General features: G+C 41.6%; 30 protein-coding genes and 1 pseudogene. 7 read left to right on the plus strand and 24 right to left on the minus strand.

Translation table 11 applies throughout. The features are described from left to right. Nucleotides 1-297 precede the first annotated feature (297 nt). The 4 genes from LH47_RS06270 to LH47_RS06285 all read right to left on the minus strand — a co-directional run bounded on the left by LH47_RS06270 (nucleotide 298) and on the right by LH47_RS06285 (nucleotide 2,521). Complete coding sequence (locus tag LH47_RS06270) at nucleotides 298-879, minus strand: lysophospholipid acyltransferase family protein (RefSeq protein WP_043965714.1); 582 nt, start codon at nucleotides 877-879, stop codon at nucleotides 298-300. Beyond that, nucleotides 879-1,556 (minus strand): (d)CMP kinase, encoded by a 678-nt coding sequence (gene cmk / locus LH47_RS06275; RefSeq protein WP_043965717.1) that lies wholly within the window; start codon nucleotides 1,554-1,556, stop codon nucleotides 879-881. Before cmk ends, LH47_RS06270 begins: the two co-directional genes overlap by 1 nt. A 75-nt stretch (nucleotides 1,557-1,631) precedes the next feature. After that, on the minus strand, nucleotides 1,632-1,811 hold the full coding sequence (locus tag LH47_RS06280; RefSeq protein ID WP_043965719.1) for a YpfB family protein: 180 nt from the start codon (nucleotides 1,809-1,811) through the stop codon (nucleotides 1,632-1,634). A 50-nt stretch (nucleotides 1,812-1,861) separates the two neighbouring features. Next, on the minus strand, nucleotides 1,862-2,521 hold the full coding sequence (locus tag LH47_RS06285; RefSeq protein WP_043965721.1) for a flagellar brake protein: 660 nt from the start codon (nucleotides 2,519-2,521) through the stop codon (nucleotides 1,862-1,864). Nucleotides 2,522-2,649: 128 nt separating this feature from the next. On the opposite strand from LH47_RS06285, the gene prsW reads away from it, so the two are divergent. From prsW to ypeB, 3 genes are all read left to right on the plus strand, one after another. Beyond that, nucleotides 2,650-3,324 carry a glutamic-type intramembrane protease PrsW gene (gene prsW / locus LH47_RS06290; RefSeq protein WP_043965724.1) on the plus strand — a complete coding sequence of 225 codons (675 nt, stop codon included), beginning with the start codon at nucleotides 2,650-2,652 and terminating at the stop codon, nucleotides 3,322-3,324. A gap of 114 nt (nucleotides 3,325-3,438) precedes the next feature. Then, nucleotides 3,439-4,278, plus strand: a complete 840-nt coding sequence (gene sleB / locus LH47_RS06295; protein WP_043965725.1) for a spore cortex-lytic enzyme — start codon at nucleotides 3,439-3,441, stop codon at nucleotides 4,276-4,278. A gap of 12 nt (nucleotides 4,279-4,290) precedes the next feature. Further along, the gene (gene ypeB, locus LH47_RS06300; RefSeq protein WP_043965726.1) at nucleotides 4,291-5,637 is read left to right on the plus strand and encodes a germination protein YpeB; all 1,347 of its coding nucleotides are present in this window, start codon (nucleotides 4,291-4,293) and stop codon (nucleotides 5,635-5,637) included. Between the two features lie 11 nt (nucleotides 5,638-5,648). Here the strand turns inward: ypeB and bioA are convergent, their stop codons facing one another. The 4 genes from bioA to LH47_RS06320 all read right to left on the minus strand — a co-directional run bounded on the left by bioA (nucleotide 5,649) and on the right by LH47_RS06320 (nucleotide 10,047). Further along, nucleotides 5,649-7,013: an adenosylmethionine--8-amino-7-oxononanoate transaminase gene (bioA, locus tag LH47_RS06305; RefSeq protein ID WP_043965728.1), complete on the minus strand. Its 1,365-nt coding sequence runs from the start codon at nucleotides 7,011-7,013 to the stop codon at nucleotides 5,649-5,651. Continuing rightward, nucleotides 6,989-7,657, minus strand: a complete 669-nt coding sequence (gene bioD, locus LH47_RS06310) for a dethiobiotin synthase (protein ID WP_043965730.1) — start codon at nucleotides 7,655-7,657, stop codon at nucleotides 6,989-6,991. The genes bioA and bioD overlap by 25 nt, the downstream gene beginning before the upstream one ends. Before the next feature lie 74 nt (nucleotides 7,658-7,731). Then, on the minus strand, nucleotides 7,732-8,712 hold the full coding sequence (locus LH47_RS06315; RefSeq protein ID WP_043965732.1) for a YpdA family putative bacillithiol disulfide reductase: 981 nt from the start codon (nucleotides 8,710-8,712) through the stop codon (nucleotides 7,732-7,734). 69 nt (nucleotides 8,713-8,781) lie between these two features. Continuing rightward, the gene (locus tag LH47_RS06320) at nucleotides 8,782-10,047 is read right to left on the minus strand and encodes a Glu/Leu/Phe/Val family dehydrogenase (RefSeq protein ID WP_043965733.1); all 1,266 of its coding nucleotides are present in this window, start codon (nucleotides 10,045-10,047) and stop codon (nucleotides 8,782-8,784) included. Between the two features lie 181 nt (nucleotides 10,048-10,228). Between LH47_RS06320 and LH47_RS06325 the strand changes: the two genes are divergently transcribed. Then, nucleotides 10,229-10,915 (plus strand): PIG-L deacetylase family protein, encoded by a 687-nt coding sequence (locus LH47_RS06325; RefSeq protein ID WP_043965735.1) that lies wholly within the window; start codon nucleotides 10,229-10,231, stop codon nucleotides 10,913-10,915. 26 nt (nucleotides 10,916-10,941) lie between these two features. On the opposite strand, the gene LH47_RS06330 is transcribed toward LH47_RS06325, so the two are convergent. From LH47_RS06330 to LH47_RS06370, 9 genes are all read right to left on the minus strand, one after another. Further along, entirely contained in the window at nucleotides 10,942-11,529 is a 588-nt protein-coding gene (locus tag LH47_RS06330) for a genetic competence negative regulator (RefSeq protein ID WP_043965737.1), read from the minus strand. A gap of 81 nt (nucleotides 11,530-11,610) precedes the next feature. Beyond that, nucleotides 11,611-12,531: a MerR family transcriptional regulator gene (locus LH47_RS06335; RefSeq protein ID WP_043965739.1), complete on the minus strand. Its 921-nt coding sequence runs from the start codon at nucleotides 12,529-12,531 to the stop codon at nucleotides 11,611-11,613. An 82-nt stretch (nucleotides 12,532-12,613) separates the two neighbouring features. Continuing rightward, complete coding sequence (locus LH47_RS06340; RefSeq protein ID WP_043965741.1) at nucleotides 12,614-13,375, minus strand: metallophosphoesterase; 762 nt, start codon at nucleotides 13,373-13,375, stop codon at nucleotides 12,614-12,616. Nucleotide 13,376: 1 nt separating this feature from the next. Further along, nucleotides 13,377-13,751 (minus strand): hypothetical protein, encoded by a 375-nt coding sequence (locus tag LH47_RS06345; protein ID WP_043965743.1) that lies wholly within the window; start codon nucleotides 13,749-13,751, stop codon nucleotides 13,377-13,379. Between the two features lie 45 nt (nucleotides 13,752-13,796). Further along, nucleotides 13,797-14,234, minus strand: coding sequence for a YpbF family protein (locus tag LH47_RS06350; RefSeq protein WP_043965745.1), 438 nt, complete (start codon nucleotides 14,232-14,234; stop codon nucleotides 13,797-13,799). Nucleotides 14,235-14,294: 60 nt separating this feature from the next. Next, nucleotides 14,295-14,816, minus strand: coding sequence for a LysM peptidoglycan-binding domain-containing protein (locus LH47_RS06355; RefSeq protein ID WP_043965747.1), 522 nt, complete (start codon nucleotides 14,814-14,816; stop codon nucleotides 14,295-14,297). Then, on the minus strand, nucleotides 14,809-15,399 hold the full coding sequence (locus tag LH47_RS06360) for a CPBP family intramembrane glutamic endopeptidase (RefSeq protein WP_043965749.1): 591 nt from the start codon (nucleotides 15,397-15,399) through the stop codon (nucleotides 14,809-14,811). The genes LH47_RS06355 and LH47_RS06360 overlap by 8 nt, the downstream gene beginning before the upstream one ends. Continuing rightward, nucleotides 15,396-16,838: a RecQ family ATP-dependent DNA helicase gene (locus LH47_RS06365; RefSeq protein ID WP_084221270.1), complete on the minus strand. Its 1,443-nt coding sequence runs from the start codon at nucleotides 16,836-16,838 to the stop codon at nucleotides 15,396-15,398. The genes LH47_RS06360 and LH47_RS06365 overlap by 4 nt, the downstream gene beginning before the upstream one ends. Further along, nucleotides 16,831-17,853, minus strand: a complete 1,023-nt coding sequence (locus tag LH47_RS06370) for a helix-turn-helix domain-containing protein (protein WP_043965753.1) — start codon at nucleotides 17,851-17,853, stop codon at nucleotides 16,831-16,833. The genes LH47_RS06365 and LH47_RS06370 overlap by 8 nt, the downstream gene beginning before the upstream one ends. A gap of 200 nt (nucleotides 17,854-18,053) precedes the next feature. Between LH47_RS06370 and LH47_RS06375 the strand changes: the two genes are divergently transcribed. From LH47_RS06375 to serA, 3 genes are all read left to right on the plus strand, one after another. Continuing rightward, nucleotides 18,054-18,302, plus strand: a complete 249-nt coding sequence (locus LH47_RS06375; RefSeq protein WP_003394452.1) for a ferredoxin — start codon at nucleotides 18,054-18,056, stop codon at nucleotides 18,300-18,302. Between the two features lie 118 nt (nucleotides 18,303-18,420). Further along, nucleotides 18,421-18,921, plus strand: a complete 501-nt coding sequence (locus LH47_RS06380) for an inorganic diphosphatase (protein WP_019418534.1) — start codon at nucleotides 18,421-18,423, stop codon at nucleotides 18,919-18,921. A gap of 169 nt (nucleotides 18,922-19,090) precedes the next feature. Continuing rightward, a complete protein-coding gene (gene serA, locus LH47_RS06385; RefSeq protein ID WP_043965757.1) occupies nucleotides 19,091-20,665 on the plus strand; it encodes a phosphoglycerate dehydrogenase in 1,575 nt (524 codons plus the stop codon). Nucleotides 20,666-20,693: 28 nt separating this feature from the next. Here the strand turns inward: serA and LH47_RS06390 are convergent, their stop codons facing one another. The 7 genes and pseudogenes from LH47_RS06390 to LH47_RS06410 form a co-directional block, all read right to left on the minus strand. After that, the gene (locus tag LH47_RS06390; RefSeq protein ID WP_043965759.1) at nucleotides 20,694-21,506 is read right to left on the minus strand and encodes a histidinol-phosphatase; all 813 of its coding nucleotides are present in this window, start codon (nucleotides 21,504-21,506) and stop codon (nucleotides 20,694-20,696) included. Between the two features lie 289 nt (nucleotides 21,507-21,795). Beyond that, a pseudogene (locus tag LH47_RS15125) lies at nucleotides 21,796-22,029 on the minus strand (zinc ribbon domain-containing protein); the annotation flags it as partial. Further along, nucleotides 22,030-22,095, minus strand: a complete 66-nt coding sequence (locus LH47_RS17215) for a helix-turn-helix domain-containing protein (protein WP_407637151.1) — start codon at nucleotides 22,093-22,095, stop codon at nucleotides 22,030-22,032. It abuts the pseudogene before it with no gap. Between the two features lie 78 nt (nucleotides 22,096-22,173). After that, nucleotides 22,174-23,970 (minus strand): IS1182 family transposase, encoded by a 1,797-nt coding sequence (locus tag LH47_RS06395; RefSeq protein WP_052585015.1) that lies wholly within the window; start codon nucleotides 23,968-23,970, stop codon nucleotides 22,174-22,176. A gap of 106 nt (nucleotides 23,971-24,076) precedes the next feature. Then, on the minus strand, nucleotides 24,077-24,802 hold the full coding sequence (locus tag LH47_RS06400; RefSeq protein WP_043965761.1) for a hypothetical protein: 726 nt from the start codon (nucleotides 24,800-24,802) through the stop codon (nucleotides 24,077-24,079). Next, nucleotides 24,795-25,265: an ECF transporter S component gene (locus LH47_RS06405; protein WP_043965763.1), complete on the minus strand. Its 471-nt coding sequence runs from the start codon at nucleotides 25,263-25,265 to the stop codon at nucleotides 24,795-24,797. Before LH47_RS06405 ends, LH47_RS06400 begins: the two co-directional genes overlap by 8 nt. Next, nucleotides 25,265-25,849, minus strand: coding sequence for a cob(I)yrinic acid a,c-diamide adenosyltransferase (locus LH47_RS06410; protein ID WP_043965765.1), 585 nt, complete (start codon nucleotides 25,847-25,849; stop codon nucleotides 25,265-25,267). Before LH47_RS06410 ends, LH47_RS06405 begins: the two co-directional genes overlap by 1 nt. Nucleotides 25,850-25,852: the final 3 nt, after the last annotated feature.

The following is a 25,852-nucleotide window of genomic DNA, read 5'->3' on the forward strand; positions in this document are numbered from 1 at the left end:
TCCTCCAAAAGGGCCGCCAACAAGACAGCGAACACCTTTTGAAGAGTTCTGACTAATTGTTCCTCCAGCTCTTTTAATAAAGGCCATTCTGTGGTAAAATGTTTCATGGACTCTCTCCCTCCTGTTTTATTGATGTTGGTCATCACCATCATAGCAGGGAGAGAGTCCTTTTTGCATGACATTTGCTTTTTTCTACCGCGCTTCGCTTGGTGGCCCCGACGAGCGTCGCGAACAAAAGTTCGCAACCCTCGTCGGGGAATCATTCCTGAATGTCACCCACAAATATTTTACTCACACCTATTGATGCGCATGTAAAAGTTTTTGAATATGTTCCATAATGACTGCGGTCACTTCATCGGCACTCGCCTTTCTTTCTCGCCATGGTGTAAAGTCAATCGGGGCACCGTATATAACTTTTAACTTCTTTCCGATGCGATAAGGACCAACGATAGCACAAGGCACGACAACCGCATCGCTACGCAATGCGAAAAATCCTGCTCCGGCTAGCCCTTTTTTCAACTTTCCATCCTTACTTCGCGTTCCTTCAGGAAATAACCCGAGTACATGTTTCTCTTTTAATAAAGCTAATCCTGTTCGCAACGCTTCACGATCACCCATTCCACGACGAACAGGGAACGCATGTAAGCGAGAGACGAGTTGTTTGACGATAGGTGTGCGAAACAGTTCTTCTTTTGCCATAAAATGAACCGGGCGCGGGCATGTAATACCGACAACTGGCGGATCTAAGTTGCTAATATGATTGGCGCAAATGATGACAGCGCCTTCTTTCGGAATATGTTCCACTCCACTAACTTCAATACGGTAAAGTGGAGTAAGCACTTGTTTCACAAGCGCGCGGGCAAACGTGTAAAAACTCACTACCCCTTCACCCTTTCTTGGACAATGCGCATAATGCGATCAACCACTTCATCAATGGATAGCGATGTTGTATCAATTTCAATGGCGTCTTCTGCTTTTTTTAATGGAGCGACGCTACGTTCAGAGTCAATTCGATCACGCTGAGCAATTTCCTCTTTGAGTTGTTCTAAATTAGAAGGAATGCCCCGAGCCATATTTTCTTCATGGCGACGTTTTGCTCGCTCTTCAACAGAGGCGAGCAAAAAAATTTTTACTTCAGCGTGTGGCAACACGTGCGTACCAATATCACGACCGTCCATCACAACACCGCCATGCTGCCCTAGCTCACGTTGGCGTTTCACCATTTCCTCTCGCACTGCCGGATGTTTAGCGACGTACGATACGTTGTTTGTCACATCGTTTTTTCGAATGGCCTCCGTTACATCTTCACCGTTGGCAAACACAAGCTGTCCAATTGGAGACGGCTTTAATTCAATATATGTATCATGAAGGACGTTCATTAATTGTTTTTCATCATGAACATCTACTCCGTGCCGTAAAGCACAATATGTCAAGGCGCGATACATCGCTCCTGTATCAATATAAACGTAAGATAATGCTTCAGCTAATCGTTTCGCAACCGTGCTTTTTCCAGCCGCTGCCGGTCCATCAATCGCGATCGAAATTTTCTTTTCCATAATGCCTCCCATACATCATTTTGTTTTCAACAAAAAAGCAGGAACACTCCTGCTTCTTATATTGTACCATACCGTTTATCGTTGGTCGAATGTTTCAATCGTTTTCGTAGCGGAATTTTTCATTATCCCTTCGTAATGAATGACTTTCACAATATAAGGGGCAATGGACGAATGGGAAACGACAAGTTGGGCGATGAATAAAAAAATAAATTGAATGATCGCTAGCTTCCATAACATTCGTTCAACCGTTTTCATTCGTTTCTCCCTCTCTTTTTTATTTTTATTATGGGAGAAAACGGTTATATTTATGCGTCCAACTGTTCTTTTTTCCTCATTTCAAGCTGTTTTTCAAAGCTGTAACGAATCAATGCCAGACGATCTACATCGTTCACTTCCAAAAATTCTAAAGAGGCTTTTAAAACATTTTCTTCAAAAATACGAACAACGCGCGCAAGAAAACGTAAATAGTGATAATCTCCTGAACGCATATGGAGCACGAGCCAAATTTCAATGGTCATCCCATGTTTTAACCCTGTTTCATCGTTTGGCAATACAATCGCTGCACCACCCGCACTTATATCACTTGTAACGGTCGTAAACGGGGCAAATTCTTCATTGAGCGGATGAACAGCAACGTCTACAATGGCATCGACACGTACAAACTGACGACGTTGAACACGAATAAGATGCTGATCTCCGGGATATGACAAAATAAGAAGCGGAATATTGCGCTTTGTTCGGCCTAACACTTCTGCTTCAAACGCATAAACAGCTTCATCTTCCCCGACAAAACTTACTTTTAATTGCATCCCGTCGAGCAAAAACGCATTGCGATTCGTGCTCATATCAATCGGATAATCAACATAAATTTTCCCATCTTCCATTTCTGCTACTTTACATTTGTATTTTTCCATTTTTTCGCTATATTTCGGTTCGAGCGTTAACGGCACCCCAATTTTAATCAACGTGTAAATCCCCCTCGCTAAAAACAGTTCTTTCTTTATTGAAAAATACACCTCATAGCATTTTCAATTTGACAATAACATGATACCATCAAAATGAAAAGAAAAGAATTGGGAACGAGGAAAAAATGATGTGGGCTATTATTTCTGCAGGGATTGCTCCCGGATTAGCGCTGCTCAGTTATTTTTATTTAAAAGATGAATACGAAACGGAACCGTTATCACTCGTTTTACGCATGTTTTTATACGGCACGTTTTTAGTGTTTCCACTCATGTTTATTCAACACGTATTAAAAGTCGAGCACATGCTCCCAAACGCCTTTGTTGAAGCGTTTTTATCAACGAGTTTGTTAGAAGAGTTTTTCAAATGGTTTGTTTTTTACTATGCGATTTATGACCATCGGGAATTTAACGAACCATATGACGGCATCGTTTACGGGGTAAGTGTATCGCTCGGATTTGCTACGCTTGAAAATATTTTATATTTATTTGCAAATGGCGTTGAGTTTGCGGTTACTCGCGCCCTTTTACCTGTATCAAGCCATGCGTTGTTTGGTGTCATTATGGGCTTTTACTTAGGAAGGGCAAAATTCGGTTTACCTAAAAAAGAAAAAAACTATATATGGTTATCTTTTCTCCTTCCGTTTTTATTTCACGGCATATACGACTATATTTTATTAACGCAAGAACGTTGGATATATTACATGCTTCCCTTTATGATTTTTTTATGGTGGCTCGCTTTGCGAAAAGTCAAACTTGCGAGAGGGATGACGATCGAGACCACACAATCATCGAGTCAGGCGTAACGCTTGGCTTTTTTTATTTATGCAATCCCTTTCGCTTTTCTTATGTATAAAAACGTTATTGTGACAAAAAATAGCGTCAAAAGGTATTGTTTACACATCAAGGGAGGAGTCACAATGCGCAAATGGTTCATTTGTTTATTTTTGATTTTTTCGTTTAGTTATACATCGCAGGTGCACGCGTTTTCCAAACAAGTCATCCAACGCGGAGCTGTCGGCGATGATGTGATTGAACTACAAGCACGATTGCAATATCTCGGCTTTTACAGAGGGAAAATTGATGGAGTGTTCGGTTGGCGAACGTATTGGGCGCTAAGAAAGTTTCAATACAAATTTAAGTTGCCTGTCGATGGGCTAGCAGGAGAAACAACGAAACAAAAACTCGTACGCGCTTCAAAATATTACAAATCATTTGTTTATAACAATTTACGAAAAGGAAATACGTTTACTCATTATGGGGGTGTTCCGTTAAGCAAACAAGTGAAAGCACGTAAAACAAAAAAACAAGCAACCGCTGCAAAAGCAATAAATACCCGTGCTAACTCGAAACAAATGGCTGTAAAACGCGTGAAATCCGCTGCAGTAAACGTACCAAACGGATTCTCACAAAATGATATACAGCTTATGGCAAACGCTGTACACGGTGAAGCACGCGGTGAACCGTATATCGGACAAGTGGCTGTTGCCGCAGTCATTTTAAATCGCATCAATAGCCCTTCGTTTCCAAACACCGTCGCAGGCGTTATTTTTGAGCCAGGAGCGTTTACAGCTGTCGCAGACGGACAAATTTGGCTCACCCCAAACGAAACGTCTCGCAAAGCCGTACTTGATGCGCTAAACGGATGGGATCCATCAAGTGGAGCCCTATATTATTTTAATCCACATACAGCAACAAACGGGTGGATTTGGAGCCGTCCGCAAATTAAACGAATTGGAAAACATATTTTTTGTAAATAGGAGGGGAGTTTTTTGCTACGAATTTTACTTATTGGAGCACTATCAATCGGCATTGCTGGCACAGCCTATTGGGGATACCGGGAGCACCAACAAAAAAATGCGATTTTAATTCATGCGGAAAACAATTATCAACGCGCATTTCATGATTTAACATATCAAATTGACTTACTTCATGATCAAATTGGAACGACGCTCGCGATGAATTCTCGCCAATCGCTGTCACCAGCACTTGCGGAAGTTTGGCGTCTTGCGTCAGAAGCACACGCCACAGTCGGACAACTTCCACTCTCACTTTTACCGTTCAATAAAACAGAAGAGTTTTTGTCTAATATTGGCTCATTTAGCTACCGTGCAGCTATTCGCGATTTAGATAAACAGCCATTGAACGCTGAAGAATATAAAACATTACAACAACTATATAAAAAATCTGCTGACATTCAACAAGAGTTGAGAAATGTACAGCATCTCGTATTAGAAAATAACTTGCGTTGGATGGATGTCGAGTTGGCGCTCGCGACAAACAATCGCCCAAATGACAACACCATTATTGATGGATTTAAAACGGTAGAGAAAAACGTTCAATCTTATAACGAAACCGACTTCGGTCCATCGTTTACAAGTATCGAAAAGAGGACGAAAGGGTTTGAACATATTTCTGGGAAAAAGATTACAAAAGAAGAAGCAAAGCAAATTGCAAAAATGTTTCTCGGTTTAAAAGGAAATGAGGACATACAAGTCGTGCATAGCGGAGAAGGAGCAAGCGATGCTTTTTATAGTGTAACGATTAAACATCCGAAAACAAAAAGCGAAACGTATATGGATATTACCGAAAAAGGAGGATATCCGATTTGGGTCATTGAAAACCGCCCCGTCAATAAACAAAACATTAGTTTAAATGAAGCAACGATGCGCGGGCTTCAGTTTTTAAAACAACATAAATTCAACAACTTCGAATTGTACGAAAGCACACAATATGATCACGTCGCTGTTCTCACATTCGTCACAGCAAAAGATGGCGTTCGTATTTACCCTGAATCCATTAAAATGAAGATTGCATTAGACGATGGAAACATTATCGGCTTTTCTGCTCGCGATTACTTATCGGCGAAACGCGAACGGAAAATTCCAAAACCATCTATTTCTATTGAACAAGCACGAAAAAAAATGAACCCCAATGTCACCATTATGGAAGAAAGAAAAGCGATCATTATGAACAATATGAATCAAGAAGTGCTTTGCTATGAGTTTTTAGGAACACTCGGGGATGACACGTATCGCATTTTTATTAATGCGCAAAATGGAATGGAAGAGAAAGTGGAAAAACTTCAAAATCCTGAGCCTATATATGGTGAAATATAAGGGGCTAACAATTAGCCCCTTTTTTCTGTCGTTTCAATAATCGCCTCTTTCATGATCGCAATCATCGCCTCTAACTGCTCAAACGTACTCGCTAGCGGCGGCATAAAGACAATGACATCGCCAAGCGGACGTGTTAACATCCCTTTTTCTCTCATTTTTAACGTTGCTTTATATCCCATCCGTTCCGTCCACGGATACGGTTCATGTGTATGTCGATCGCGCACAAGCTCGATGCCGCACATGAGCCCAAGCTGTCGCACATCACCAACATGATTCAGCTCAGTAAAAGATGCGAGCTGTTCGGCGACAAATGCGGCTTTTTGCTCTATTTGTTCAATGAGTCGCTCGCGCTCAAAAATTTGTATATTGGCTAAAGCGGCTGCACAGCCAAGCTGATTTCCTGTATAAGAATGGCCATGAAAAAACGTTTTAAACTCCGTGTAATCGCCATAAAACGCCTCATAAATCGTTTCGGTCGTTAACGTAGCAGCAATTGGCAAATAACCGCCCGTAATTCCTTTTGCAACTGTCATCATATCCGGTTTCACATCTTCATGTTCAATGGCAAATCGCTTTCCCGTTCGTCCAAATCCAGTGGCCACTTCATCGACAATGAATAAGATGTGATAACGGCGGCATAATTGTTCGACTCCTTTTAAATACCCCGCTGGCATAATATGCATGCCGCCCGCTCCTTGAATCATCCCTTCGACAATAATCGCAGCAATTTCTTCATGACGTTCGGCGAGTAACGTTTCTAATGCGTGCAACGCTTCATCACGCACAACGTTTGGATCGTTGCTCGGATGACGATAGACGAGCGGAAACGGTGCTTTATAACTTGTAAACATAAGCGGTTCATATACGGTATGAAAAAGATCAATCGCCCCGACGCTAATGGCGCCGACTGTATCTCCGTGATACCCATTTGTCAATGTGACAAATTTTTGTTTTTTATGTTCCCCGATGTTTCGCCAATATTGAAAGGCGATTTTGAGCGCAATTTCTACAGCTTCCGCTCCGCTGTCTGAATAAAACACGCGCGTCAAATGACTTGGCGTCCATTCAATTAATTTTTCCGCCAATGCAATCGCAGGAATATTTGCTGCGCCTAAAAGCGTCGAATGTGCAATTCGCTCAAGTTGGGCGCGAATCGCATCATCAATTTCTTTTTTGCGATGCCCGTGAACGTTTAGCCAAAGTGATGAATATCCATCATAATACGTTTTTCCGTTCACATCTGTTAAAAAAATCCCTTCCCCGCTTTCAATGACGAGCGGATGTTGTTCATAATCTTTCATTTGCGTAAACGGCAACCATAAATATGTTTTGCTTTTTTCTATCCAATCGTTCATCGCCACCATTCCTCTCTCCATACAATGTCACTATCAGAAACGCTTGTCATATGCGGAATTTCACCGATCACCGGAACACCCGTCATCGTTTCAATCATCCGTATGTTGTCTTGTTCAATTTCATTTTTCGGTGTAGAGAATCCGTTCATCACAATGCCGGCAATTTGCAGACCAAACGTTTTCGCATATTGTACCGTTAACACCGTATGGTTGATCGTTCCCACGCTCGCTCGCGCAACGATAATAAGCGGAAGCGACAACGATCGGGCTAAATGAGCAACGAGAAACGATTCGTCAACGATCGGAACAGCAATTCCCCCCGCCCCTTCGACAAGCACGAAATCATACGTTTGTTGCAGCTTTTGCATATGCGCCACAATCCGTTCCGGCTCTATAGTTACCCCATCGATTTGAGCAGCTAAATGCGGGGAACAAGGAGTTTTTAATATATATGTACATCCTTCTTCGTCGGTAATATCAATGACTTTTCGATACATGTCCACATCAGGTGCAATCCATTTTCCCTCTTTCCATTGCGCTCCGCTTTGAACAGGTTTATAAGCCGTTGCACGTATACGTTTGTCAATTAGCGTGCGCAACATGCAAGTGGTGACAAATGTTTTCCCTACATCTGTATCTGTACCTGTAATAAAAAATCCTCTCATCCTCTCCCTCCTTTTTGTTAACTTATATTTTACGACAGTTAACAAAAAGAAACAATAAAAAAAGCGTCCGAAAGTTATTCGGACACTTTTCCCTCTCTTTTTGCGATGCATGTAGCAATGAAATCGCCATGAAAGCGACCGTTTTCAATAAAAATTTCATTCGCGTTATTTCCAGCGGCAATGACACCGGCAATAAAAATACCTTCCACATTTGTTTCCATCGTTTCTGGATGATACATCGGCCGCCCTGTTTCAGCATCGATATGAACGCCTATTTTCTTTAAAAAATCATGGTCAGGGTGATATCCTGTCATTGCAAAAACGAAATCGTTTTTGATTGACTTCACTTCATCGCCAACGCGATAAATAACCGCGTCTTCCGTAATTTCTTGCACATGGGCGTTAAATTCCATTTGAATGACCCCTTGGCGTACAAGCGAGTCAAATTCAGGCAAAATCCACGGTTTAATGCTCGAAGAATATTGTGAGCCGCGATATAATACGGTGACGCGCGCCCCTGCTTTCACGAGTTCTAATGCTGCATCGACGCTTGAGTTTTTTCCACCAATGACGACGCAATCTGTATTGTAATAAGGATGTGCTTCTTTAAAGTAATGCGTCACTTTCGGCAAATGCTCCCCAGGCACGTTCATATAGTTTGGGTTGTCGTAATATCCTGTCGCAATAACGACGTACGTTGCTTCGTACGTATCTTTGCTCGTTTCAACGATGAACGTTCCATCCGCTTGCTTCGTGACACGCTCTACTTTTTCAAACGCATGAACGCGAATGTTTTTCCGCGTCACCACTTCACGATAATAAGCAAGAGCTTGATTTCGTTTCGGCTTTCGATTTTCTGTAATAAACGGCACACCACCAATTTCTAACCGGTCACTCGAGCTAAAAAAAGTTTGATGTGTCGGATAATGGTATATGGAATTCACGATATTTCCTTTTTCAATGACAAGCGGTGAAAAGTGCGCGTTTTGTAATGCGATCGCAGCAGCTAATCCACACGGCCCTCCACCAACAATAATGATTTGTTCTTTTTTCACTTGACACTCACCTCAATGAAAAATCTCCTATCATACAATGATAGGAGATTTTTCGCATTCGTGCAAACATTAAATCCAGCCACGGAAACGGCAAGCTTCCGCCATTTTCCGCACCCCGACCATATATGCAGCTAAACGCATATCGACGCGACGTGTTTGCGACGTTTCATATACGTTATTGAACGCTTTTACCATCACTTTTTCAAGCTTTTCTTCCACTTCTTCTTCCGTCCAATAATATCCTTGGTTGTTTTGCACCCATTCAAAGTAAGAAACAGTAACTCCACCAGCGCTTGCTAGGACGTCAGGAACGATTAAAATTCCGCGTTCTGTTAAAATTTCTGTCGCTTCTAGTGTTGTCGGACCGTTTGCAGCTTCAACGACAATTTTCGCTTTAATATTGTGCGCATTCTCTTCTGTAATTTGATTTTCAATCGCTGCTGGAACTAAAATGTCACAATCTAACTCAAGAAGCTCTTTATTTGTAATTGTATTTTTAAATAGTTTCGTCACCGTACCAAAGCTGTCGCGACGATCTAATAAGTAATCAATGTCAAGACCGTTTGGATCATATAAACCGCCGTATGCATCAGAAATGCCGATCACTTTCGCTCCCGCATCGTGCATAAATTTCGCTAAATAGCTCCCAGCGTTACCGAATCCTTGCACAACAACACGCGCGCCTTTTAAGTCAATGCCGCGCTTTCTCGCTGCTTCACGAATACAAATCGTAACCCCTTTGGCCGTGGCCGTTTCACGACCGTGTGAACCACCTAATACAAGCGGTTTTCCGGTAATGAACCCGGGCGAGTTAAATTCATCAATACGGCTATACTCATCCATCATCCACGCCATAATTTGTGAGTTTGTAAACACATCGGGTGCAGGAATATCTTTTGTTGGACCAACGATTTGGCTAATGGCGCGAACGTAACCACGACTTAATCTCTCTAGCTCACGGAATGACATTGTGCGAGGATCACATACGATTCCGCCTTTTCCACCACCGTACGGCAAATCGACAATGCCACATTTTAAACTCATCCAAATGGAAAGTGCTTTCACTTCGCGTTCTGTTACGTTCGGGTGAAAGCGAATACCCCCTTTAGTTGGACCGACCGCATCGTTATGCTGTGCACGGTAGCCAGTAAATACTTTCACCGAGCCATCGTCCATGCGCACCGGAATTTTCACCGTTAACATGCGCAACGGCTCTTTTAACAGCTCGTATACTTCTTCAGGATATCCGAGCTTTTCAAGCGCTCTATGTATGACGATTTGCGTCGCTCGTAGGACATCATGTTTTTCTTCGTTGGTATGCTTTTCGGCTACCATTTGTAAACCTCCCATGACCTTTTGTAAAATATTGTCCGCCCTTCATGTCATAGTATACACCTTCTATGCGTATATGCAAAGAAGTTTTTATCGTTTTTTTGTAATCGTTTTCAAAAAATCGATCATTCACATCATCATACGAACACGATATAATGGACGTACGATAGAAAGGGGCGAAAAAATGAAAAAACGAATTTTATTTTGCTTTGCACATCCGGATGACGAAACGTTTACTGTTGGAGGGTTGCTTGCTTCATTAGCGAAACGTGAAGATGTAGAAACCATTGTATATAGCGCGACGCTTGGCGATGCAGGAAAATGTGGGAATCCACCGGTTTGTAAAAAAGAAGAACTACCTTACGTACGTAAAAAAGAGTTGGAACAGGCGACCGCCATTTTAGGGGTCGATCATGTCATTACTGGTACATATCCAGATGGGAAGCTTCCTGAATATGAAGAACAGCTTGTTGATTCGATTTGCCATATCATTGAACAATATAAGCCGTCCGTTGTCGTTACGTTTCCACCACACGGCATTTCCGGTCATCGAGACCATCAAGCTATTCAACGGGCAACGTATCAGGCGGTCAAAGCAATGGATCATATCGTAGAACAGCTATATTATGTGACTGTCGTCGGTCGTCCGGATCGCTACGGTGACCCGATTGAAAACATTGATATCGTCTTCACGTTTACAGATGAAGAGGCAAAAAAAGTGCGTCAAGCGTTGCTCGCGCACCGTACGCAACATTTATCCGTCGAACGTGTATTTCCAACCGTTCATCATGATTCGTTTCATAAGTTTCAAAATCGCGAATACTTCATCCGCGCATGGTCAAAAGAAAGCGAACCACCTTATCCATTTTAAAAATAACCTTCGCGTGTGAGCGAAGGTTATTTTTTCACAAAGTATTGATATAGCTGGGCGATCGCTTCAGTTGCGATCAATTTTTTCCCGTACTCTTCGACACGATAAATTGTTAATGTGGACGGACTACCATATTCAGCCAAAATGGCCACAAAGTTATCTGTTTGAATGACAGATTCAGCAAAATGTAAATAAAAGCGTCCTTCATAACTGTAAAGCGAGCCACCATGGCAACCGAGCGAATAGAGACGTGTCGCTAATTGAATGACATCTTCAAACGTTTGAAATTCGAAAAATATATCATCGCTTTCATCTAGCGTGACTTGCATCTCAATATAATCATCGCTAAACTCATCTTCTTCATCTGTCATCTCACCTTCGCTCGTTACGATGACAACCATCCCCTGTGCCGGTAAAGAGTACACTTCCACAGCGACCGACCCGTTAATTTCAAAGCCGAGCTCTTCACTTGCTTCCTCAATCATATCACGAAATAGCTCATGCACTTTGAACGTATCTTTCCATAAATCTTCTTTCGTTAAACCGCGCTCGACTAAATCGTCAAATGTGAGGAATATTTTAATTTTATTGTAGTTTAAGCGTTCAAGCCGCATAAACACCCCTCCTTACCTACACAGACTTTACTGTTAGCATATGACGAACGCATAAAAACGTTCGTCATATTACTAATGAGTTTACATCGTTTTCTCCCTTTTAGACAAGTATTTTTCATTCGATTTTAGCCATTCGTCCCATTGTTCTTTTGATTGTCCGAGAAAATGAGCACCGTACTTTTTTTTCATTTGCTCATCCACTTCATCAAACGCCCGTCCACCTACTCCAATACGAATGGCGGGATACGTTTGTTTCAATTGATCGACAAGTTGTAGTGTCGCCTGTGCGTTTTGTTGTAACGTGCACGATAAAAATATATAAGATGGCTTCACTTCATCAATGACAATAGGTAAGTCCTTTTGGTCAATACTTGCCCCTAAATAAATCGTTTCGTATCCTCTTCTGCGTAAGTATAAGGTAAAAATAAGCAGCCCAAGTTCATGCCATTCATTTGGCCCGCAAACTGAAATTGTTTTTGGTAACAAACGATTAACAGGTAGCATAGAAAAAGCCATTCCAAGTCGTGAACGTAAAAAAGCAGAGGCGAAATGTTCATGAGCGCTCGTGATTTTTCCGTTTTCCCATAAGTCCCCGATCCGTACAAGAAGCGGACCTAATATATCAATTGCCACTTTTTCAACCGTATATAGACTGAACGCCTCATTTAGCAATTCATGCGCTGTCCACTCTTCAAATGATAAAAGTGCTTGCAACAAACGTTCACGAAGCCCAGTCATATGATCTTCTGCTTGCACGCGCACGTCAGAAGGTTGTTGTTCTAAAAGAGATACGGCTTGACTAATCGTAAAACCTTGATTTACTTTATCAACAAGCCATTTTAATATTTGGACTTGTTCCTCCGTATATAGCCGATGCCCAGCTTCATTGCGCGGCGGAGCGATGATTTGATAGCGACGCTCCCATGCTCGCAACGTCCCAGGCTGAATGCCTAACATATTTGATACCGCTTTGACATTATACTTCCCTTCTTGCGTTGACATATAAAATCCTCCATCTTTCGCATCATTCTGTCAATATTATAGCGAACAAGAGGGAGGTGTGTAAAATTTGTATAAGTTTTGCTTAACCTTTTTTATGTTCTAACTCGATCAGATGTGTCTCCGCACGCGCACCTAAACGAAGCGGAAGCGTCGTTGTCCCATATCCGTTGCTAACAAGTAACATCGTCCCATTCACATTTTGTAAACGCCCTTTTTCATATAAGCCAAATGGACCGAAACGAATTTGCCCACCGTGCGTATGCCCACTTAAAACGAGAGAAATGTTATGTTCTGGCGCTATTTTTTGAATGATGCGCGGATCGTGGCTAACAACAATGCGAAATGTTGCGTCACCTGCATCACTTAACGACAAATCGAGCCGATCTCGCCTTTTATTCATATCGTCAACACCAAGTAAAGCGATGCGATCACCTTGTTCACTTTCAAATATGGCCGCCGTATTATCTAATATTTTCACACCACTTTCAAGCAATAGGGCATCTAATTCATGGTAATCTACTTCATAGTCATTATTTCCCCAAACAAAATAGACAGGGCCGAGCTGCTTTAACAATTCGACGTTTTGTTTGACACGTGAGAACGGCACTCCTTTTTCTATTAAATCTCCGCCGATGACAACAAGATCAACTTTTCCCTTCAACGAACGAATGAACGTTTCGGATAAACGCCGCCGATGAATATCTGAAATAAAGAAAATACGAAAGCGGGAAAAGCTTTCTGGAAATGTCGAAAACGATAATGACTGAACAATGACCCGATTGCGATGCGCTTCAATCCACATGTATATGATGAAGCTAACGAACGCTATGACAACATACATCATTTCAATTTTCCCTCTCTCTGTATACACTCATTGACATCATACCATATACGAAAGAAAAGAGAAAAAAAATCACCGTTTTTTTCACATCAATGGCTGCTAATATTATAAACGTTAGCAAAACACTATACGAAAGAAAGCATTCTTTTCGATTCATCGTCTCCTTCCGCCACGCCCGTACCGTATGCCAAATGGCTGTGCGAATTAAAACAGCATTGGCGATGAAACCAATCAAAAAACTAACAAGCGCAAAAAATGTTTTCATCGGATCAAAAATCATATCGGTCAAAAGCAATTCAAGTTCAAATGGTTCCACTGTTGGCGTCCAAGCAATCATAAAATAACCACAAGTCAAACCAGTGATCAAAAAAAGCCACATATGACTCCCTCCTTTTCTCACTATATGAAACGAGAGAGCATGTGGTCACTTATTTTCATGGTAAAGCGAAATATCATATTTATCTTTCATCCATTCATAAAGAATATGTCGTTTTTCCCATGTTTCTTTTTGAAGTAACTCGCTACTTTTTTGAATCAGCTCGCAGCGGAGTGCATGAAAATCTTGCTCCGCTTTTTCACTTTTCTTTTTATAAAAAGAAACGAGCCAGCCAAATGTCGAAATAAATGCAACAAACCAAAAAATACGTTCGTCAATAAGCGCCATCACGACTCGCTCCACAGACGTACGATGTAAAACGAAGACAGTTTGATATATATACATTCCAAATAAAGCGAGAGAAAATAAAAATAAACTGAATGACCACTTCATTCTTTTTTTCATATCGTCCCATTCTTTTTTGTGGGCGATTATGCGCTTTAAAATGACTTTTGTCACTTCATCTAATTCCATTGGGAAAATCATAGCCACCCCTACCGATCGTGTTTTACTACGATTGTATGTCCATCGGCAGAGGTGTATACCTTATTTTTCGTTCATATTTGGGATTTTTAATACTTGTCCTTTTTGAAGCTTCGTGCTCGTTAAACGGTTCCATTCTTTGATAAGGTCCATTCCTTTTTCATTTCCGTAATATTTCATCGCAATGCTATATAACGTTTCATTTTCTTGTACTGTATGATAAATAAAAGCCGGCTCTGTTTCATCGGATACATCTTCCTCTTGCTTTGCTTCATTTTCGAGCGGTTTTTGTTGTGGCATCTCCTCTTTTTGTTGATCGACGTCTATCGTTTCATAACTCTCGTCATCAATCGTCACAACTTGGATCGGACGTTTGTCGACTAAATGGTATATGCTATAAATCGAAATAGGCAATAAGACGAAAAAGAGCGCAAGAATACGAACGAGCGGGTGTTTTATTTTCCATTTCGCTTTTTTCTTTTTATGCACTTGACTTCGTGGCGGCAAATGAAGTTCGTTGCTTTCTTGTTGCTTACTGATCATCCCCATTTTTTTACGCAAATTTTCTGCTTGATCTTCACGCATCGTTATTCACCTCTTTTGTCCGATACCGGATGTGTAATGCTAAAATAAAATCAATGAGAAAGTGGGCGAAAATTGTCACCCATAAATTTCCTGTCCATTCATATATGAATCCAATCCAAAAGCTTAAACTGACGACAGCAACAAGAAGAAGCCATCTTCTCCAATAACGAATATGCAATAAACCGAAAATGACGCTCGCAAAAAGTAAGCCAACGTGCGTCTGAATGACACCGCGAAATAACCATTCTTCACAAAATGCAATGATTGCAGTCATGATAAAAATGTGCGGAACCGAGCGAGAACGAAATAGCTTTTCATTAATCCCACCATCATCATACCATTGTTCAGGTGCATAACGAATGAGTAAAAAATCGACAAAAAGAACGAGCGCTGCACAACCGCCACCGTATAATAATATTTCCCGCACATCCCATTGCCATATCGCAAAAAATGTTGCAGGTGTAAATAAATATATGCCCAATACGAGCGCAATAAGAAAAATGAGCGCTTGTGTGAAATACAAGTGATATACCATTTCCTGTTCACTTATTTCATTGGCGATCTCGATTTGTTTTTTTATCATTTGTCCTCCACCTTTATCGAAAACATCGCACGAAGCTCTTCGCGCCACGGGCGCAACTGTATTTGCCGAATATGTTTCACAGGAGCATTTACGTATATATGGGCACCACATCGGTCACAACAACGTTCATTCGGAAGTGGTTGTTGTTCAAAATATGAAAGCATCGTACGTCGGCGACAAGTTTGTTCGTGTACCCATCGTTGCATAAATATCCATTTGTTCATTTTTTCTTTTTTTCTTTGCTCGACATGGGAATACAGTTGTTTTGCTAATATATTCACATCTCCTTGAGCATTCATTTGTTCTAACCAATATAAAAGAAGCCGTTGTTGCACATCTGTTAATCCCGTCTCTTTCTGTCCATGGCGTAAAGCGTTCAGCGCATAAACGATTTGCTCTTTTGTCGGAAATTCCGCATCGATCATCGCTTGCCCGAGTTGCTCGTCTCCTGGGGCATACAATAATACCGCTATACTTTCGTTTCCATCTCGCCCAGCGCGTCCAATTTCTTGCCAATATGCTTCCGGTTGCGTTGGCAAATGAAAATGAATGACGAAGCGAACGTTCCGTTTATCAACACCCATTCCAAACGCATTCGTACAACAAATGACGTCTAACTGATCATAAATAAACTGTTGTTGAATAAGAAGTCGCTGTTCGCCATCCATGCCTCCATGATAGTAACCAACACGATGATCTCCATGTAACATGTTTGCTAACGTCTCTGCCCATTGCCGACTCGATACATAAACGATGCCTGGCTTAGGCAATATAGCGATAAGTTGTTTTAACGCTTCCATTTTCCCTTCTAGCGTATGAACGTATTGAACATATAAGCAAATGTTTGTTCGATCAAGTGGGTACATATGCTGTTTCACTCGATCAAGTTTAAGCGTTGCTACAATATCATCAATTACTTGACGAGTTGCCGTTGCTGTTAGCGCTAAACAAGGCGGGTTGCCGAGCGTTTCACGAAGAAGACCGAGCTTTAAAAAGTCAGGACGAAAATCGTGTCCCCATTGTGAAATGCAATGCGCTTCATCTACAACAAACAAAGAAATATTTATACGCTTTAGCGCTTCAATGAGCAAGGGAGATTGTAAAATTTCAGGTGAAGCATAAATAAAGCGATACGATGCTAATTCATGTAGCACGTCTTTTTTTTCGCGATAGGAAAGAAAACGATTCAATGCGACAACACGTTTTTCACCGCGATTTTTAAGCTGTTGTACTTGGTCTTCCATGAGAGAGACGAGCGGTGAAATAATTAGCACACTACCGTCCAATATGTAGCCAGGAAGCTGATAACAAAGCGACTTTCCCCCACCGGTCGGAAGCATAGCGACACAATTTCGTCCATGAAGCACATCTTCAATAATTTCTTTCTGTCCGATGCGAAACGAATCGTAGCCAAATCGCTCCCTTAATATGTTAATCATCTTCCTTATCCCACCTTGCTAACGCGAGCCGAATTTCAAAATAAGAAACATCTGGCAATGCTTCTTTAATTGCCCGCAATTTTTTCGTTTTTAATTGTCGTGCCTGTTGTATAATGCGCTTACGTTTATTCTCATCTAAAAAAGGCATCGTCACAAATGACGGCACATATGTCGCAATTTCTACAACATGATCTTCAATCGTCCCTTTTTTCAATCGACGCAACTCGGCAATTTGTTCAAGTGAATATCCTTCTTTTAACATTTCCCAAGTTTTTTGGGCTGAGCTTGTTAATTGTGTGCGCATTTGTTCACGTAACGAGAAGAGAAGCGGAAATTTTTCCTTTTCTTTTTCTGACACCTCAAGTATAAAATGCAACACATTTTGAAACGATAGCGATACAGTTACATCTTCTTCTTTTATCGCATAAGCAATTTGTTCGTTCGTCCATCCGATGCGATCATGAGTCGTCAACCGCCAAACAAAAATGTTTGCGTCCCTTTCTTCCACACGGCCGAGTAGCTCATACATTTCTTCATATAACGACCGAGCGATCTTCTGCATATGTTTATGTTGAAACAACCACCGCTTCACAAATGATTGAATGCGCTCATCGCGATGAATAGGCTCAAATGGTGTGCGATGAATGATGTTTGTGACCGTTTGGATAAGCAAAGAAAGTCTTTTCCAAAATAAAGAAGATTCATTCATATATTTCCATCCATCCACGTAAGGAGGAAAGACAAAACGACGAAGTTCCTCTTTTCCGCTTGAGGTTATGCGATATATATGCTCGTCCACTTTGTTAATCCATCCGTTAGCTTCTAATTTGCGTGCAATATGGAGCAAACGAGAACGATCAATCGGCACCGTCCCAAATAGCCGACTAACGTTGTACCACCTACTATCTTGTAGCGTTTGCGCCGTTTTTTTTCCGTTCAGCAAATGGTCAATCGCAGCGAGTGACCGCTCGCCACGAAAACGATCAATACAAAACAAAACGATGTGTTGTAACATGCAACATTCACTCCATTTTCCCTTTCATTTTACCAGATTAAGCGAAAGGATGTGAGGGGAAACTATGCACTGATAAGCATTTTCATTGGAGTTTTTTATTGAAAAGTTGTCGGAACACATTTATTATAAAAGTGTGAGGAATACGTTTCCAACGTTTCATATGAAGCGATTGGTTCCATATAATTAAGGAGGGTCATTGTATGCCAAAGTACACAATTGTTGACAAAGAAACATGTATTGCCTGTGGTGCGTGCGGAGCAGCTGCACCAGATATTTACGACTACGATGATGAAGGCATTGCGTACGTTACATTAGACGACAACCAAGGCATTGTGGAAGTGCCAGACGTATTAATCGACGATATGATGGATGCGTTTGAAGGCTGTCCAACAGACTCGATCAAAGTCGCGGACGAGCCATTTGATGGCGATCCAAACAAATTTGAATAAGAGCATCGAAGGGCAAACTTCACATGAAGCTTGCCCTTTTCTTCTTTTCAATCATTGTCACCACTTGTCCAATCGACTATAATAAAAAAGTATACATAATGAAAAGGAGGAATTTGGCATGGCGTTTGAAAACAAAGTTGTTGAAGCGTTTATTGAAATTCCAACAGGTAGCCAAAACAAATACGAATATGACAAAGAGCGTGGTGTGTTTAAGCTCGATCGCGTCTTATATTCACCGATGTTTTATCCTGCTGAATACGGTTATTTGGAAAATACACTTGCGTTAGACGGCGATCCACTTGATATTTTAGTGATCGTCACAAATCCAACATTCCCTGGTTGCGTCATCGAAACGCGTGTGCTCGGCTACTTAAACATGGTAGACGGCGGTGAAGAAGATGCAAAATTAATCGGCGTTCCTGTTGATGACCCTCGCTTTGCTGATGTACGCAGCCTTGAAGATCTTCCACAACATAAGTTAAAAGAAATCGCTCATTTCTTTGAGCGTTACAAAGACTTAGAAGGAAAGAAAACAGAAATTGGCACGTGGGAAGGTCCGGAAGCGGCTGCGAAACTTATTGACGAATGCATCGCTCGCTACAATGAACAAAATAAATAATGTCACGTTTGAAGCTGGCTTTTCGCCAGCTTTTTGTCTTTTTTCCGAACATTCATATATAAAAACGCTTTCATTTGTATGACCTTTCCGAAAGTTATTGACACATGTATACGGTTATGTTAAATTATCAGAAATTTAAAAACTTATGATTTGAAAGGAGCGGATATTTGTGGTTCGCATTTTAGTATCTGATGCGATGAGCGAAGAAGGTCTTGCCCCACTTCTTGCTGATCCAACGATTGAAGTCGTACAAAAGAAAGTCACAGAAGTAGAAGATGAGCTTGACAAGTTTGATGCGTTGCTTGTTCGCAGCGCAACGAAAGTCACAGAACAACTCCTTCAAAACATGCCAAATTTAAAAATTGTTGGACGTGCTGGAGTCGGTGTCGACAACATCGACGTTGACGCAGCGACACGATACGGTGTCGTCGTCATTAACGCCCCAAATGGCAATACGATTTCTACAGCGGAACATACATTTGCGATGATGGCTTCATTAGTGCGCCGTATTCCACAAGCGCACATTTCAGTCAAATCACGTGAATGGAATCGTTCCGCTTTCGTCGGTGTCGAGCTATTCGGAAAACATTTAGGGATCATTGGCTTTGGGCGCATCGGTTCGGAAGTAGCGAAACGAGCGCGCGCGTTCGGTATGCACGTCCATGTGTACGACCCATTTTTGACGAAAGCACGAGCAGAAAAAATTGGGGTCGATGTTTGCACGCTTGATGAATTGCTTGCGCAAGCGGATATCATTACGGTACATACACCGCTCACCAAAGAAACGAAAGGTCTTCTCGGCCCAAAAAACTTAGCAAAAACGAAAAAAGGTGTCTATTTAATTAACTGCGCGCGCGGTGGAATTATCGATGAACAAGCGCTTATTTCGTTTTTAGAAAACGGACACGTGGCAGGCGTCGCCCTCGATGTATTTGAACAAGAGCCGCCAGGAGATCATCCGCTTCTTTCGTTTGACAACGTCATCGTCACTCCGCATCTTGGGGCATCAACGATCGAGGCGCAAGTGAATGTTGCGACACAAGTCGCCGAAGAAGTATTAAAATTTTTACAAGGTAAACCGGTCACATCGTCCATCAACTTACCGACATTATCAAAAGATGTATACGAAAAAATTCAAGCGTTTTATACATTAGCTCGCAAAATGGGCATTGTCGCTTCCCAATATATGAGCGAACCTGTACAAGAAATTGCAATTACGTATTCTGGTTCCGTCGCTGACTTAGAAACGACATTTATTACACGTAGCTTGCTCGCTGGATTTTTAAAACCGCGCGTCGCTTCAACAGTCAATGAAGTGAATGCGGCAATGATTGCCAAAGAGCGCGGCATCGCCTTTAGCGAAAAGTTTTCAGCTAATGGCAATGACTATAACAACAGTATTACATTAACGGTATATGGTGAAAACAAAACGTTTACGATGAAAGGAACGCACATCGCCCACTATGGCGATCGCATCGTTCATTTCAACGGCTTTGCAATCGACTTTGCGCCAGAAGGACACTTACTATACATTCAACATCATGACAAACCGGGAATGATCGGAAAAGTCGGAAACATTTTAGGCGACCATCAAGTAAACATTGCAACGATGCAAGTCGGTCGCCAAGAAGCTGGCGGAAAAGCGATTATGATGCTTTCGCTCGATAAACCGCTCGATGAGGCACTCGTTGAAATACTTGAGAAAATTGACGATATTGACTTTGTAAAAAGATTGGAAGTATAAAAGGTTCAGCCACGTGGCTGAACCTTTTTTATCCAAGCGGAACGGCTTTTCGTTGTCCTTTAGAAAACGTCATAATTTCAGTGTAACCGACTGTTTTTGCAAGAGCGATCGCTCGATCATAATTCGCCCCGACATCTTGAGGAACGTGCGCATCGGACGATAACACAATTGGAATCCCTTTGTCATAGCACATTTGCAGTAGACGAGGATCAGGGTATAGCTCTCCGACTGGTTTACGCAATCCTGCTGTACTAATTTCTACGCACGTTTTCGAGTTTGCTAGTGCTGTCGTTGCTCGATCGTACTGTTCAAGCAAAAATTCCTCATCTTCCGGGACGTATTTAAAAATTTTTACTAAATCTAAATGACCGATGATATCAAATAAGTTCGATTCAGCTAACGTCACGACTTGATCGAAATATTTTCGGTATGTATCGTATAGATCACGACGATCCCATTCTTTTCGAAACTCAGCTAAATCAATGCCAAAGTCATCCACCCAATGAATCGAGCCGATGACATAATCAAAATCGTAAGCTTGAATAAATTCAGCCATTTCTTTATGTTTACCTGGCGTGTAATCCATTTCAATCGACATTTTCACATCAATTCCTGCATCCCACGCTTCTTGGAATAAACGAACGTAGTCAGCCATATCATAATAGCGGCGCTCTTCAATCCACGCATTCGATAAAATGTTTTTCGTTTGATAAAAGTGATACGCATGTTCGGAAATACCGAAATGTTCAATACCTTTTCGCGCGGCTTCGTCCGTAAATTGCTTCAAATAGTCGAGCGTTAGCGTCCCGCGCTCTAAGTGATTATGGTAATCTGTTAACATTGTTCTCTCCCCCTCTCGTATTGTTTTACATTATATAGCACATCTCTCTCTTTTTCTAGTTATTTAATCCAACAAGAAACAATAAATGAATGCACGCGGCCATACCAACTACAACGAGCACTCGTTTCATCATATCTTCCATCGTCTATTCCCTCCCGTTTGCGATCACCATATATGTTGTATGCAAAAATATGAACGGTTAGAACGATAGAAGGTTACATTTTACAATTGCTTTACAATGGGTTGAACCTCTCATGACTGAAGCCGCGAGATTCGTGCGCTGTCACTTCTAATGAAGTGAGAATGAGCAGGCTAGCCCCGCAGTTCCTGCGGTTAGAAGCCGAATAGCTTCGTTTTTCAAATTGATACTTGCGTTCACATCTCGATCGTGATGTGTGCCACATGAAGGGCACTCCCATTCACGAAGGTGAAGATGTTTCACGTCTTTGTTTTTGTATCCACAATGAGAACACAATTGGCTAGATGGAAAGTTTTTCGCCACCACAACCACCTGTTTGCCGTACTATGTCGCTTTTTCCTGTTCTTTTATTGGATAAATACGGAATTTGTATGCTTTATGGACGAACATCGCTTTCACCTTGATTTCTGATTTTGGATATACTGTCGTAAATAGAATAACATATGTCAAACGTTTGGATAAACTAACCTAGCCGAGAACGGGGCTGTCTGATAAGTCCCTAAAATGAAGCAAGTGGAGAAAAACGACTCTTTTTTCTCCACTTGCTTTTGTATTATTTCGGCTATGACCTGAAAGTAGCTGGCGGATCCCTGCTACTTTCAGGATGTTGTGGGCTAATGCCACTATGCCGAACTCGACATGCACTTTGTCGAGCCCACGTAACGAAAATCTGCGGAACGACCGATTGCCCTTGATGTGACCGAACACACTTTCTACCTCGACTTTGCGTCGAGCATAGATCGCGGCTTTTTCTTCACATTCAAGGGCTGTTTTTGCCTTCGCTTTCATTTCTTCGAAGATGGTATTCCAATGAACTTGTCGATTTCCCTTCGCTTTCGTACATTTCGCTTTTAATGGGCAATCGGTACAGTCTTCGCATTCGTAGATTTTAAAGCTTTGCTCATATCCAGATGAATTCTTTTTCGTTTGATACTTTTTAAACAGAACTTTCCTTCCATTCGGGCAGATAAAACAATCATCATGCTCAAGATAGATCCAGTTTTTCGCATGTTTGATGTCTTTTTGATATTTCCGCGTCTGTTCTTGTACATAGGTTCCATAAGGAATTAGAAAATCAAATCGAGGCTCTTTCTCGTCACCAAGTGCGTACACATAGTTTTCTTCACTTCCATACCCTGCATCCGCAATAATGGTTTTGGGCATTGGGATAGAGGTTGAAGCCAGTTTCTCCAAATGCGGGATCATACAACGCGTGTCTGTAGGACGCTGATGAATGCTGTAAAACACAATAAACTGGCCTTCTGTCCCCATTTGTACGTTATAACCGGGCTTGAGTTGACCGTTTTTCATCGGGTCTTCTTTCATACGCATAAAGGTAGCATCTTTATCCGTTTTAGAATAACTATTCCGATCTCCGAATGTTTCGTTCTGTTCCTTATATTTCGCTAACCGAGGTAAGAAGTTTTCCCGAATCAACTTCAAAGGCTTTTTCCATTGACTACGTTTTTGTCTCTTTTCCTTTCGCGTCTCTGGGTCTTGTTCTGTTTCAATCTCTTTCGTTAACCCTTCTACCTTTTCTTCGATTTTCGCTGCGATGGCCTCTAATTTTTGTTCCGTCATTTCTGGATCTTCTACGATTTCCTTTTGAATGGCTCCTGTTTCTTCTTGTGCTAATTGCTGTATGTATTGGAGTGTTTCTTGGATTTTCTTCTTTAACATCGCTTCAAATTTCGAGGTTGATTTTTTCCATACGAAAGTAAACTTATTGGCATTGGCTTCAATCTTCGTACCATCCAAAAAGTAGTTCTCCATCGAAATGTAATTGTCTTTTATCAATTTCATAATCATGGCTTCAAATAACTCGTCCATCAAGCTTTTCATCCGTTCTCCTCGGAACTCATTAATGGTGCGAAAGTCCGGTTGTTGCATCGCTGCCAACCACATGGCAGGAATGTTTTCTTGAATGAGCTTTTCAATGCCACGGCACGAATAAACCTTTTGGGAATAGGCATACAGAATGACTTTAAGCATCATTTTCGGATGGTAAGAACTTCTGCCGCCACCTTTGTAATGCGAAAACAAGACGTCATCTGGTACAGCTTCAACCATTTCGTCCACTACACGTGCGACATGATGGTCGGGAATGAGTGCTTCTAAATCAAAAATAACTTGAACTTGACGGTTATCGTAGGGCTTGAATGTAGGAGCTAGTTTTCGTTTCGTAGGAGATTTTTCTTCATTTACATCTAGAGGAAGTGTAGTTTGCGTGTTATAATCTTCAGTAGTAATCATTTGATTGCTCATAAAAATCGTCCTTTCTAAAATGTGGTGTGGTAACTTCATTTTACTAAAAAGGGCGATTTTTTTGTGCCTTTTAATTAAAAAATTTCAAAAAAGGGGCTCCAAAAAGTCAGTTACACTGACTTTTTGGACAGCCCCGTTCTCGGCTAAAATCATAAAAAAGTGGTCCAGCGAGCGATTGCAAGAAATGTTGTTGCGCCCGATCATAGCTAATAAGCACACACGTAGCTGGACCAGCAGAAGCATGCAGCGGAAGGGAACAACGAAGTGGTCGTTCCCCATGCACAAGTTTCCACTCATGCCATATTCCTTTTGAACCAACCGGAATGATTTCATATACACCATCTAACTGCAACAACGTGCGAAATAACGAAAGCGGAATAATCCGATCTTTTTTTTGTATAACCGCTTCTCCAACAAGCGGCTCGCCAATGACCGCCCAACATGCATCTGTCGGCGTAATATTTATCCTCTTTTCTTCTTTGCGCACCGTGCCGACGGCTACAAAACCGACAGCTGATTGCATGAGCGGCATATTTGATTCGCTACTTCCTGTTATAGGGAGCGACAACTGCAATTCTTTCATCGTTTGTTGAACGCCTGCGACAAGTGCATGCCATGCATGATCGTTTACAAAATTTTGTAACACGAAAGCTTTTGGTGTTGCTCCTATACTCATCAATTCCATCCATGCTACTCGCGCGCCGTAGTACCCAACAACATCGTACGGTACATTTACAACGTCATCTTGTTTTAAGCCAATGCCACCTGAACAATCCGTTGCCAAAACGAGTTCGTTTTCTTCATCAAGCGGCACACATAATACGTCACGCATGCCGTTCCCCCCATACTCGTTGCAACGTTTTTGAAACGACAACAGCAATCGCTAAATTGACCCCGGTAGCTAAGGCAAGAGAAGGAATGATGGAAAGTACAAATGCTGGACTCATGATCCATACAAAAGGCAACGGTGCAATCAGTGCATTACCGATAAAAAAACATATATAACTAGAAATGAACCATCCTCTTCTCATCAACAAGCCAACAACGTATAAAAGAGCTGCCATTTCCACCGCCACAAGTATATGAAAAGGTCCAAGCGGAAATCCGCCAAATAGCGCAGAAACAATATGTCCAACACTTGCAACGACCGCTGCAGCTGTTGGACCGAGCAAAAACGCAGCAACAACTGCTGGAGCACTATCTAATGCAATGCTTCCAATTGTAAATGGGATTTTTATAAGTGAACCGATGACCGATAAACTAATAAACATAACGAGCAATGTGAAACGCCTCATTATGATTCACCCTTTTTTTCGTTTTTATCCCGAAACACGATCGCGCTTCGTTCATATTCCACGTCTTTTACGTGTAAACGAGCGTTAACAACGCGTGCAATCGCAAATAAATAGTCTGATAAACGATTCATATATTGTAAGACGACTTCGTTCGTTTGTTGTTGCTTCATCAGCGCAACGACACAACGTTCTGCTCTTCGCGTCACAGTACGTGCCATATGCAAAGCTGCTGCTTGCGGCGAACCTCCCGGCAAAATAAACCGTTCAAGCGGCGGCGCTTGTTGAATATATGCATCGATGCGTTCTTCTAAAAACGTCACCATTTCCGCCTTTACTTTGTATGGTATTTTTTTACCGACAATGGCCAAATCACCACCACAATCAAAAAGTTCATGTTGAATGCGTTGCAATTCTTCATAAATGTCGCGAAACTTCTCATCCTGTAATAACGTCATCGCCCATCCAATGACAGAATTCGCTTCATCAATCGTTCCGTACGCTTCAACACGTACATCGTTTTTATCGACTCGCCCTCCAACTAAACTCGTTTGTCCTTTATCTCCTGTTTTTGTATATAATTTCATGTT

Source organism: Anoxybacillus thermarum (assembly GCF_000836725.1).
GTDB lineage: Bacteria > Bacillota > Bacilli > Bacillales > Anoxybacillaceae > Anoxybacillus > Anoxybacillus thermarum.

Coding starts and splice junctions, on each gene's coding strand:
- cmk (WP_043965717.1), bottom strand. CDS start 1,556: ATGGAAAAGAAAATTTCGATCGCGATTGATGGACCGGCAGCGGCTGGA.
- LH47_RS06280 (WP_043965719.1), bottom strand. CDS start 1,811: ATGAAAACGGTTGAACGAATGTTATGGAAGCTAGCGATCATTCAATTT.
- prsW (WP_043965724.1), top strand. CDS start 2,650: ATGTGGGCTATTATTTCTGCAGGGATTGCTCCCGGATTAGCGCTGCTC.
- sleB (WP_043965725.1), top strand. CDS start 3,439: ATGCGCAAATGGTTCATTTGTTTATTTTTGATTTTTTCGTTTAGTTAT.
- bioA (WP_043965728.1), bottom strand. CDS start 7,013: ATGGAGAGAGGAATGGTGGCGATGAACGATTGGATAGAAAAAAGCAAA.
- bioD (WP_043965730.1), bottom strand. CDS start 7,657: ATGAGAGGATTTTTTATTACAGGTACAGATACAGATGTAGGGAAAACA.
- LH47_RS06320 (WP_043965733.1), bottom strand. CDS start 10,047: ATGGTAGCCGAAAAGCATACCAACGAAGAAAAACATGATGTCCTACGA.
- LH47_RS06325 (WP_043965735.1), top strand. CDS start 10,229: ATGAAAAAACGAATTTTATTTTGCTTTGCACATCCGGATGACGAAACG.
- LH47_RS06330 (WP_043965737.1), bottom strand. CDS start 11,529: ATGCGGCTTGAACGCTTAAACTACAATAAAATTAAAATATTCCTCACA.
- LH47_RS06335 (WP_043965739.1), bottom strand. CDS start 12,531: ATGTCAACGCAAGAAGGGAAGTATAATGTCAAAGCGGTATCAAATATG.
- LH47_RS06340 (WP_043965741.1), bottom strand. CDS start 13,375: ATGATGTATGTTGTCATAGCGTTCGTTAGCTTCATCATATACATGTGG.
- LH47_RS06345 (WP_043965743.1), bottom strand. CDS start 13,751: ATGTGGCTTTTTTTGATCACTGGTTTGACTTGTGGTTATTTTATGATT.
- LH47_RS06350 (WP_043965745.1), bottom strand. CDS start 14,234: ATGATTTTCCCAATGGAATTAGATGAAGTGACAAAAGTCATTTTAAAG.
- LH47_RS06355 (WP_043965747.1), bottom strand. CDS start 14,816: ATGCGTGAAGATCAAGCAGAAAATTTGCGTAAAAAAATGGGGATGATC.
- LH47_RS06360 (WP_043965749.1), bottom strand. CDS start 15,399: ATGATAAAAAAACAAATCGAGATCGCCAATGAAATAAGTGAACAGGAA.
- LH47_RS06365 (WP_084221270.1), bottom strand. CDS start 16,838: ATGATTAACATATTAAGGGAGCGATTTGGCTACGATTCGTTTCGCATC.
- LH47_RS06370 (WP_043965753.1), bottom strand. CDS start 17,853: ATGTTACAACACATCGTTTTGTTTTGTATTGATCGTTTTCGTGGCGAG.
- LH47_RS06375 (WP_003394452.1), top strand. CDS start 18,054: ATGCCAAAGTACACAATTGTTGACAAAGAAACATGTATTGCCTGTGGT.
- LH47_RS06380 (WP_019418534.1), top strand. CDS start 18,421: ATGGCGTTTGAAAACAAAGTTGTTGAAGCGTTTATTGAAATTCCAACA.
- LH47_RS06390 (WP_043965759.1), bottom strand. CDS start 21,506: ATGTTAACAGATTACCATAATCACTTAGAGCGCGGGACGCTAACGCTC.
- LH47_RS06395 (WP_052585015.1), bottom strand. CDS start 23,970: ATGAGCAATCAAATGATTACTACTGAAGATTATAACACGCAAACTACA.
- LH47_RS06400 (WP_043965761.1), bottom strand. CDS start 24,802: ATGCGTGACGTATTATGTGTGCCGCTTGATGAAGAAAACGAACTCGTT.
- LH47_RS06405 (WP_043965763.1), bottom strand. CDS start 25,265: ATGAGGCGTTTCACATTGCTCGTTATGTTTATTAGTTTATCGGTCATC.
- LH47_RS06410 (WP_043965765.1), bottom strand. CDS start 25,849: ATGAAATTATATACAAAAACAGGAGATAAAGGACAAACGAGTTTAGTT.